Consider the following 10,096-nt stretch of genomic DNA (forward strand, 5'->3'; position numbering starts at 1 on the left):
CATCACGCAATCGAACATGTCGATACCGCGCGCGACCGCCTCGACGATGTCCTCGGGTTTGCCGACGCCCATCAGATAGCGCGGCTTGTCCGCGGGCAACTGCGGGCAGATCGCTTCCAGCGTTTGTTCGCGCTCGGCCGCAGGCTCGCCGACGGCCAAGCCACCAACCGCATAACCATCGAAGCCGATCGCCTGCAACCCTTGCGCCGACCGCGTGCGCAGCTCCGGATACGTGCCGCCCTGGACGATGCCGAACAGCGCCGCGTCATTGCCTGCATGCGCGGCCTTCGAACGCGCCGCCCAGCGCAGCGACAGTTCCATCGAATCGCGCGCCTGCTTTTCCGTAGCCGGATACGGCGTGCATTCGTCGAATATCATCACGATGTCCGAGCCGAGCACGCGTTGGATGTTCATGCTCTCTTCGGGGCCGAGAAACACTTTTGCGCCATCGGTCGGCGAGGCGAACGTCACGCCCTGCTCGGTGATCTTGCGGCGCTTAGCCAGCGACCAGACCTGGAAACCGCCGGAATCGGTGAGGATGGGTTTGCTCCAGCCGGTGAAGCGATGCAGGCCCTCGTGCGCAGCGATGACATCAAGCCCCGGACGCAGGAAAAGATGGAAGGTGTTGCCGAGGATGATCTCGGCGCCGATCGCCTCGATATCCGTTGGCTTCATCGCCTTGACCGTGCCGTACGTGCCCACCGGCATGAACGCCGGCGTCTCGATCGTGCCGCGCGGGAATGTCAGGCGACCGCGCCGCGCGCTGCCGTCCTGGGCGAATTTTTCGAAATGCATGCGGCTCATGGGTTCATCCGGAAATCATTCAACGGTTGGGAGCCTGCTTGCTGGCGACAAGGTTCGCAATTCGCCAGCAAGCTGGCTCCTAGGGAGACGGGAACAACAGCATCGCATCGCCATAGGAGAAGAAGCGGTACTTCTCCCGCACCGCATGCGCGTACGCCGCAAGAATGCGCTCACGGCCGGCAAACGCCGACACCAGCATCAGCAACGTGCTCTCGGGCAAGTGGAAGTTGGTCACCATCGCATCGACGGAACGGATGCGGCAGCCCGGAAAAATGAAGATCTGCGTGTCGTCGGCATACGGCTGCAGGGCATCGCCGCGCATCGCGGTTTCCAGCGCACGCACGACCGTGGTGCCCACCGCGATCACCCGGCCGCCGGCGGCGCGTATGCGCGCAACTTGCGCACAGAGCTCAGCACCGACGTTGAGCCACTCGCGATGCATCACATGGTCGGCCAGCGCTTCGGCGCGCATCGGCTGGAAAGTGCCGGCACCGACATGCAGCGTGACGTGGCCGAACTCGACGCCTTTTTCCTTCAGAGCCGACAACAGGCCTTCGTCGAAATGCAGGCCGGCGGTCGGTGCGGCGACCGCGCCGGTGTTTTTCGCGAACACGGTCTGATAGCGCTCGTCGTCGCTGATGTCGGCCGTGCGCTGGATGTAAGGCGGCAGCGGCATGCGGCCGGCGCGCAACAACACTTTTTCCAGCGGCTCCTCGGTCTCGAAACGCAGACGATAGAACTCGCCGTCGCGACCGAGCACCGTCATGCGCGTACCGTCGTCGAGCGTGATCGACGAATCGGCCTTCGGCGATTTGCTCGCGCCGACCTGCGCGCGGACTTCGTGCGCGCCGGTGATGCGCTCGAGCAGAATTTCAACGCGGCCGCCGGTTTCCTTGACGCCGAACAGGCGCGCTGGAATCACCCGGGTATCGTTGAACACCAGCAGGTCGCCGGCACGCAGGAACTCCGGCAGATCGCGGATACCACGGTCGGCGAACGCTGCCGGCAGCGCTGGCACAACCAGCAATCGACTGTCGGAACGCACCGGCAGCGGCGCCTGTGCGATCAGCTCGGGCGGCAGCTCGAAATGGAAATCGGATTTCTTCAAGTTCGGATGGAAGTGGCAGGCCGGCGCGATGCCCAGGGGCGCGCATTATCCGGTTGCGGGCGGCCGGGCGCCATTGCAGCGGCAATTCAGCCCGAAACAATCACAGCAGGCCACGATCCCGCGCCGTCCGATACGCCTCGATGCGGTTGGCGGCGCCGAGTTTGCCGATCGCCTCGGACAGATAATTGCGCACCGTGCCCTGGGAAAGGCTCAGGCGCTCGGCGATTTCCGCGCTCTTCACGCCCTCGCCGGCCAGACGCAGCACCTGCCGTTCGCGTTCGGTCAGCGGGTCGTTGTCGCCCCAGGCCGCGACTGCGAGTTGCGGATCGATCGCGCGGCCACCGGCATGCACCTGGCGCAGCGCCGCGGCGAGTTGTTCGGACGGCGCATCCTTGAGCAGATAGCCGCGCACGCCGGCATCGAGCGCGCGACGCAGATAACCGGCGCGCGCAAACGTGGTGAGGATGACCACGCGCGTGCTCGACTTCGCCTCCTGCACGCGCAATGCGAGATCGAGCCCGGTCAACCAGGGCATCTCGATATCGGTGACAAGCAGATCGGGCTGCTGCGCCTGCACGGCGAGCCAGGCGGCTTCGCCATCGCCGACTTCCGCAACGACGTCGAAATCGCTCTCCATGCGCAACAGCGCCGCCAGCGCGCCGCGCACCATCGCCTGATCCTCGGCCAGCACCATGCGGATCATGGCGCACCCGCCGCGGCCGGCATCGGCGCGCGCAACACCAATCGTGTCCCCGCGCCAGGCAGACTCTCGATCTCCAGCGTGCCGCCAATTTCCTGCAGTCGTTCACGCATGCCAGTCAGGCCGTTGCCGTGGCGGGCGATGCCGCCGCAGCCGTCATCGACGATCGACAATCGCAACCCCGGAGATTCCTCCACGAGCTCGACCTCGACACGCTGCGCATCGGCATGACGAATGATGTTTGTGACAGCCTCGCGCAGCGCCATCGCCAGCGCCAGTTCGACCTTCGCATCCAGCGCCAGCGGCGCGAGGCGTTGATCCAGACGCACGTCCGCCGCCAACAACGCCAGCCGCGCTGCCGCGAGTTCGGCCTGCAGGCCAGTCGCGCGGATGCCCGCCACCGCTTCGCGAACCTGCGCCAGGGCCTGACGCGCGACGGTCTCGACTTCGCGGATCTGCAGTTTCGCTGCGGCAGGATCGCGATCGATCAACTTGCCGGCGAGCTCGCTCTTCAACGCCACCACCGAAAGCGTGTGGCCGAGCAGATCATGCAGGTCGCGTCCGATGCGTTCGCGCTCGGCCATGCCAGCGAGGCGACGCACTTCATCCTGGGTCAGGCGCAATTCGGCGTTGCGACGCCAGCGCGCGCGCGCGTAGATGTTGCCGGCGACAACCATGGTGCCAATCACCGCGACCACCGACACCGAGCCCAACGCATAGAACGGATCGGACACCAGCCAGAAAAATTCCAGCGCCATCAGCGCGAATATCGCCAGCGCCGCGATGATCGCCGGGCGCGCCGGAAGAATGATCCCGACCATCGCCAACGCGTAGATGATGAAGGTGTTGCCGCCGGGATTGAACGGGATCAGCACGTAGCCGATCAGCGCGATCACCGCGATCAGCCAGGGCCGGATGCGCTCGCCGACACGATAGAAAGCGAAGTACGTCGGCAGGAAGACCAGTATCGCCACGATGCTGGCGATCACCGCCGAGTCCGGGCGCCGCGGCCAGAACAGCAATGGCAGGTATACGAACAGCAGATAGGTCAGGCCAAACCAGGGCTTGGAATGCAGATCCCGCTCGTCCGACAGCACGGCGTATTTCTCGATCGACACGGAGCCTCCGGAGTTCGACATCAGCGGAATTCGACTGTGTCGACATCCAGTTGGAAGCGACCCGCCGGCGCGCCCGCGGTGATCGCGACGGCACGCAATTGTCGCAGGTCGGCGCCGGCGAACCCAGCCAGGGGCAGGCGCACTTCACTCCAGTCGCGCCCCGGCGTGATCGTCAGCATGCTCGGCATCGACTGCACATCCGCCCCGGAAAACAGCATGACGCTGTACTCGCGGCCATCGCCGCGCGCCTGGAACACGAGTTCCTTCAACCTCGCGGCATCAACAGGCTGCATCGGCTGCGCGCCCGGCTGCAGCATCGCACCCGACCACGGCCAACTGCCACCAGGTACGACCTCGCCATTGATGCGCAACGCACCGGCACTGCCGGCGGCGCCTTCCGCAATGCGCGAAAGCGCCACCGTCGATGCGCCGCCTGCCATCTTGTCGGTGGTCGGCGACCAATGGCCGCCGCCCGCCGCTGCGATCGCGCCATCGAACGTGCTGATCATGCCGCGCGCCATCGGCGCTGCCGCAACGACCGACGCTTTCGCGCCCGGATCACGATCGATGCGATGACCGTTTTTCCAGATCGCGAAGATCGCGCGCGTGGCGGTGATGTCGCGGGTGGGATCACCGTCGAGCAGCAGCAGATCGGCGCGCAGGCCGGGCGCAATGCGACCGCGGTCGGGCAATCCGAAAGCTTTCGCGGGCGCCGACGTCGCGGCGACGAGAGCCTCGATCGGGCTGAGTCCAGCGCCGACCAGTTGCTCCAGCTCCTCATGCAGCGCCGCACCGTGCGTGGTATGTGGATTCGGCGCGTCGGTGCCGGCAAGCAGCATCACGCCCGCCGCATGAAAGCGCCGCACGCTTTCGCGGGCATTGGCGATCAGCGCCGGATTCGCGGCGCCGATAGCCAGTCGCGCCGCCAGCGTCTGCTTCTGCGCGGCAGTCAGCCAGGGCGCGATGCGCCCGTCATCGGCCAGCGTGCTTTTTTCGCCGGCGAAACCGGCGATCACCGTCAAGGTCGGTACGACGAAAACGCCGCGTTGCTTTGCCATCTTCACCACATCGGCATCGGCCGGCGTGTCCTGGAAAACGTGCGCCAGGCCATCGATGCCATCACGCAGTGATTCGCGCGCACTTTGTTGTGCAGACGCATGCACCACTGCTTTCAACCCCTGTCGATGTGCGGCGCCGATCAGCGCCGCTGCGGTCGCGGCATCGAGCGTCGGAATCCTTCGTGCGTCAGCGTAGACCTGCAGATCCTCGCGCACGATTTTTATGTAGTCCGAGCCTTCGCGCTTGCGCGCCGCAACCCATGCCGGCGCTTCCGCCGGCGTGGTCAGCGTCGGAATCTTCATGCCGTATTCGGTGCCATGCCCGCCGGGCACCGTCGCCAGCGTGCCGGCCGACCACAGATCGGCGCGATCAGTGGCGGCGAGGCTTTCGCGTTCGCGGCGCGCATCTTGTAACAGGTGAAAGTCGGTGAACATGTCGAGCTCGGTGGTCACGCCGAAACGCAATGCATCCTTGCGCGCATCGCCCCAGGCGTGGACATGGGCATCGATCAAGCCGGGAAGCAGCGTGCGATTCCTCCCGTCGATGATTTCGGCGCCATCGGGAATCGCGATGCCTTCGCCGATCGCCTGGATCAGGCCGTCGCGCAGCAACACTGTCGCCTTCGGCCAGACACGCTCACCATCGAAAACGCGGACGTCGCGGATGGCGATGCTGACGTGCGGATCCGCCATCGTCGGCGTCTGCGACATCTGCATCAGCAATATCACCAGCAAGGCGATGCTCGCGGCCATCGTCAACTTCAGAATCTTCATGCGAAACAGTCCTTACTTCGAGCGCAGCCGCATCGCGGCCAGGGACAGGAACAGGCCGGTCATCGCCAACAGCACCGCGGCATGCGTGCCGTAACCCACACCGTGATCCTGCCCGACGATTCCCAACGCCATCCGGCTCAGATGCCAGGCCGGCCAAAGCACCGCGATCTTCTGCAGGAAGCTCGGGAACACCTGCAACGGGATCCACAAACCCGAGAGCACCGACATCGGCAGATAGATCAGGTTGACCACCGCCACCGCCGCCTGGCCTTTCACCATCGAACCGATCCACAGGCCCAGCGCGCAGAACGGCAAGGTGCCCAGCAGCAGCGTTGCCGCCAGCAGCAGCCAGTCGCCAACCGCGATGCGCACGCCGCCGAAACCGATCGCGGCGATCGACAGCAACGTCAGTGTGGTCAGCGCGAACATCAGGCTGCCGGCGATCTTGGCGAAGAAATATGCGCCGGTCGGCATCGGCGACACGCGCTTGAGCTCCAGCCAGCCCTGCTGCCTTTCAATCGCCATGCCGACGCCGAAGCCGAACAGCGCCGGTCCGATCACGCCGAACACGCCGTAGGTCGCGAACAGGTAAGTCGCTTTCTGCATGCCCTGCCACTGACCGGGAATCAGCAGCGCGAACATCACATAGAACACCAGCGGAAACGCCAGCGATGGCACTGCGAAACTCGGCGTGCGGATCAGGCGCAGCAGTTCGCAGCGCGCCTCGTTCAAGTAGATGCGCAGCAGCGACGGCCGGCCGGCATGGAAGGACTGTGTGCGGATGTTCGTGTTCATGCCTGCGTCTCCTCGACGTTTGCGGATGCTGCGGTCAGCGACAGGAAGGCTTCTTCCAGACTCAGCGGTCGGACTTCGAGATCGGCGAGGCGATCATCGGCGACCAGCCAGCGCCGCAGTACCGCTTCGACGTCGTTGCTGACCACTTCGATGCTGTCGTCGGTCGCGGTCACCGAACGCACTTCCGGCCAGCCGGCGATGATCTGCGTCGAGAGCTGCGAGCGCGCGCGGATGCGTTTGCCGGCCGCGCGCGATTTGATGCCGGCCGGCGTGTCTTCGGCGAGTATGCGACCGTCCGCCATCAATGCGACGCGATCGGCGAGCGCATCGGCTTCTTCCAGATAGTGCGTGGTCAATACGATGCCGGCGCCTTCATCGCGCAACTGCCGCAGCACCGCCCAAAAGTTGCGGCGCGATTCGACATCCAGGCCGACCGTCGGCTCGTCGACGAACAGCAGCGGCGCGTGACCGCAGATCGCCAGCGCGAATTGCACACGGCGCTGCTGGCCACCAGACAGCTCCGCATATCGACGCTGGGCGATATCGGTCAGGCCGGCCAGCGCCAGCGTTTCCGCGACCGGTCGCGGGTTCGGGTAATAGCTGGAAAAAAGTTGCACGTGTTCGATTACGCGCAACGCGTCCGGCAGGCTGCCTTCCTGCAGCATCACGCCGATGCCGCGACGGATTGCCGGATCGGTGGGGTCGCCACCCAACAGTTCGACGTCGCCGCGGTCGGCGGTCAGGCGCCCGGTCAGCAAACCGAGTGCGGTGGTCTTGCCTGCGCCGTTGGCGCCGAGTACCGCCAACACTTCACCGGCGCGCACTTCCAGATCGACGCCGGCCAGCGCGACCACGGCGCCATAGCGTTTTTCCGCACCGCGCAGACAGGCCAGCGGCGTGCCGCGGGCGGGAGTGAGGGGATTGATCGAGGGGAATTCTTGTTGCCGGGTCATCGCGCATCTCCTGAGGTGCGGCCACTTTGACGATCGCCGCTGCGGAGCTTCAGTGGCCGCCGTCAGTGATTGCACCTGACAGCTGTCATCCGCAATCGGCGATTCATTGCATCCCACATTTCAGCTACTGGGACACAGTGCAGGGAGATTTCAAACGCCCGGGGGTTACGCCAGCCCTTTCGCGGTGGTAATATCAGCCTAAGTGATTGTTTTTATTAACTTAGACGGGATGTGCAGCCGGCCTCGCCGCGGCCATTCCGAGTCCGGGAGGACCGCATGAACCTGATCGACACCCTCAAGCCGCTGCGCAGCCACGCCGGCAAGGTCCGCACCACCGGCCTCGACGACGCCACCCTGCTCCGCCTCGCCGCGAAGTTCCCGGAACTCACCGCCGCCGTCCAGGCCGCCGTCGAGCAGCACGCCGCGATCAAGGCCGAGTTCGCCGACCTCATCGATCTCGACGAACAGGCGCAGATCGACGCCGTGCAGTCGGGCTTCGTCAATTTCTATGCCGACGATGCGATCAACCCCTATGTCGCCATCGCCGCGCGCGGACCGTGGGTGGTCACGCTCAAGGGCGCCGTCGTCCATGATTCCGGCGGCTACGGCATGCTCGGTTTCGGCCACACACCGGAAAACGTCATCGCCACGATGGCCAAGCCGCAGGTGATGGCGAACGTGATGTCGCCGAGTCTGTCGCAGTTGCGCGTTTCCCGCGCGCTGCGCAAGGAAATCGGCCACAGCCGCGGCGGCTGCCCCTACAGCAAATTCCTGTGCCTGAATTCGGGTTCGGAATCGGTCTCGCTGGCCGGCCGCATCGCCGACGTCAACAGCAAGCTGATGACCGACGCTGGTGGCAAGTACGCCGGCCGTACGATCAAGCGCCTGGCGATGAAGGGAGCTTTCCATGGCCGCACCGAACGCCCGGCGATCTTCTCCGATTCCAGTCGCAAAGCTTACGAGCAGAATCTCGCCAGCTTCCGCGGCGAGGATTCGCTGATCACGATCGAGCCGTACTCGATCGAGCAACTGAAGAAAGCTTTCGCCGACGCCGAAACCAACGGCTGGTTCATCGAAGCGATGTTCCTCGAACCGGTGATGGGTGAAGGTGACCCGGGTCGTGCGGTGCCGCCGGCGTTCTACGCCGCCGCGCGCGAGTTGACCAAGGCGCACGGCAGCCTGCTGCTGATCGACTCGATCCAGGCCGGTCTGCGCGCGCACGGCGTGCTGTCGATGATCGACTATCCGGGTTTCGAAGGCCTGGAAGCGCCGGATATGGAAACCTATTCGAAGGCGCTCAACGGCGGCCAGTACCCGCTGTCGGTGCTCGCGGTCACCGAACGCACCGCCGGCCTGTATCGCAAGGGCGTGTACGGCAACACCATGACCACCAATCCGCGCGCGATGGATATCGCCTCGGTAGTGCTCGACTCGCTGACGCCGGAACTGCGCGCCAACATCCGCGGCAAGGGCGTGGAATTCCTCGACAAGCTCAACAAGCTCAAGGACGAACTCGGCGGCCTGATCACCAAGGTCCAGGGCACCGGCCTGCTGTTCTCCTGCGAACTCGACCCGGCGTTCAAATGCTACGGCGGCGGCAGCACGGAAGAATTCCTGCGTGAACGCGGCCTCGGCGTGATCCACGGCGGCACCAACTCGCTGCGCTTCACCCCGCACTTCGCGATTACCGGCGACGAAGTCGACCTGATGATCGAACACGTCCGCCACGCGCTGCTCAAGGGCCCGCGCAACGCGCAGGCGCAGGCCGCCTGATCGCCGCACAAGAGAACCAGACATGATCACGCTTCGCGAAAAAGACAGCGGCAAGCTCATCGGCAACGTCAGCGAGTCCGACCTGAAGATCCTCATCGATGCGCTCGAGGAGGAAGACAGCAAGGACCAGGACTATTACATCGATGCCGCCACGCTGGACATGATCGAAACCGATGCCCCTTACGCGATCCCGATGATCGCGCTGCTGCGTACGGCACTGGGCAGCAACGAGGGCATGGACATCGTCTGGTCGCGGGATTGAGTTTCCGGTCGATACGTTAAAAAAAGCCGGGGAAACCCGGCTTTTTTGTTTGTAGGAGCGAATGTAGGAGCGACGCAAGTCGCGATTTCCACGCCACCTACAGGGGTCTATTCGCGACTTGCGTCGCTCCTACATCCGCTCCTGCAGCGCCCCACACCAGGCCTGCACGCGCAAGTCCTTCGCTACACTCGCACCATGGACAAATCCGCTACGCCCGCGCGCGCCCTGCCCCGCAGCATCTGGGCACTCGGTTTGGTCAGCCTGTTCATGGACATGTCTTCGGAAATGATCCATGCGCTGCTACCGGTATTCCTGGTCGGCACGATCGGGCTGAGCGCGTTCGCGCTGGGCATGATCGAAGGCGTTGCCGAAGCGACGGCTTCGATCACCAAGATTTTTTCCGGCGTATTGTCCGATCGCTTCGGCAAGCGCAAGCCACTGGTGGTGCTGGGCTACGGCCTGGCAGCGCTGACCAAGCCGCTGTTCCCGCTCGCGCATCACGCCGGCCTGGCGATCGCCGCGCGCTGGATTGATCGCGTCGGCAAAGGCATCCGCGGCGCGCCGCGTGATGCTCTGGTCGCCGACATCACGCCACCGGAACAACGTGGCGCCGCCTATGGCTTGCGCCAGAGCATGGATACCGCCGGCGCTTTCCTCGGGCCCTTGCTCGCAACCATGCTGATGGTGTTCGCCGCCTTCGACGTACGCATGATTTTCTGGATCGCGGTCATTCCCGCCTTCCTGTCGCTGC

The 10,096-nt window shown here is 64.8% G+C and carries 10 protein-coding genes; 3 read left to right on the top strand and 7 right to left on the bottom strand.

The features are described 5' to 3' along the window. From tgt to VKM35_RS08295, 7 genes are all read right to left on the bottom strand, one after another. The coding region (gene tgt, locus VKM35_RS08265; protein WP_324320285.1) for a tRNA guanosine(34) transglycosylase Tgt at positions 1–804 on the bottom strand (804 nt) is incomplete at its 3' end. Positions 805–883: 79 nt separating this feature from the next. Further along, positions 884–1,912, bottom strand: coding sequence for a tRNA preQ1(34) S-adenosylmethionine ribosyltransferase-isomerase QueA (gene queA, locus VKM35_RS08270; RefSeq protein ID WP_324320288.1), 1,029 nt, complete (start codon positions 1,910–1,912; stop codon positions 884–886). 100 nt (positions 1,913–2,012) lie between these two features. Next, positions 2,013–2,615 carry a response regulator transcription factor gene (locus VKM35_RS08275; RefSeq protein WP_324320289.1) on the bottom strand — a complete coding sequence of 201 codons (603 nt, stop codon included), beginning with the start codon at positions 2,613–2,615 and terminating at the stop codon, positions 2,013–2,015. Beyond that, entirely contained in the window at positions 2,612–3,730 is a 1,119-nt protein-coding gene (locus VKM35_RS08280; RefSeq protein WP_324320291.1) for a sensor histidine kinase, read from the bottom strand. The genes VKM35_RS08275 and VKM35_RS08280 overlap by 4 nt, the downstream gene beginning before the upstream one ends. 20 nt (positions 3,731–3,750) lie before the next feature. Beyond that, positions 3,751–5,562 carry an amidohydrolase family protein gene (locus VKM35_RS08285; protein ID WP_324320293.1) on the bottom strand — a complete coding sequence of 604 codons (1,812 nt, stop codon included), beginning with the start codon at positions 5,560–5,562 and terminating at the stop codon, positions 3,751–3,753. Between the two features lie 12 nt (positions 5,563–5,574). Continuing rightward, positions 5,575–6,357, bottom strand: a complete 783-nt coding sequence (locus VKM35_RS08290; protein ID WP_324320295.1) for an ABC transporter permease — start codon at positions 6,355–6,357, stop codon at positions 5,575–5,577. Next, the gene (locus VKM35_RS08295) at positions 6,354–7,310 is read right to left on the bottom strand and encodes an ABC transporter ATP-binding protein (RefSeq protein WP_324320297.1); all 957 of its coding nucleotides are present in this window, start codon (positions 7,308–7,310) and stop codon (positions 6,354–6,356) included. Before VKM35_RS08295 ends, VKM35_RS08290 begins: the two co-directional genes overlap by 4 nt. A gap of 276 nt (positions 7,311–7,586) precedes the next feature. On the opposite strand from VKM35_RS08295, the gene VKM35_RS08300 reads away from it, so the two are divergent. The 3 genes from VKM35_RS08300 to VKM35_RS08310 form a co-directional block, all read left to right on the top strand. After that, entirely contained in the window at positions 7,587–9,083 is a 1,497-nt protein-coding gene (locus tag VKM35_RS08300; RefSeq protein ID WP_324320299.1) for an aminotransferase class III-fold pyridoxal phosphate-dependent enzyme, read from the top strand. A 22-nt stretch (positions 9,084–9,105) separates the two neighbouring features. Beyond that, positions 9,106–9,345, top strand: coding sequence for a hypothetical protein (locus VKM35_RS08305; protein WP_324320301.1), 240 nt, complete (start codon positions 9,106–9,108; stop codon positions 9,343–9,345). Between the two features lie 195 nt (positions 9,346–9,540). After that, positions 9,541–10,096 (top strand): MFS transporter (locus tag VKM35_RS08310; protein WP_324320303.1); only part of this gene is annotated, 556 nt, incomplete at its 3' end.

Source organism: Arenimonas sp., from assembly GCF_035312645.1.
In the GTDB taxonomy this organism is placed as follows: domain Bacteria; phylum Pseudomonadota; class Gammaproteobacteria; order Xanthomonadales; family Xanthomonadaceae; genus Arenimonas.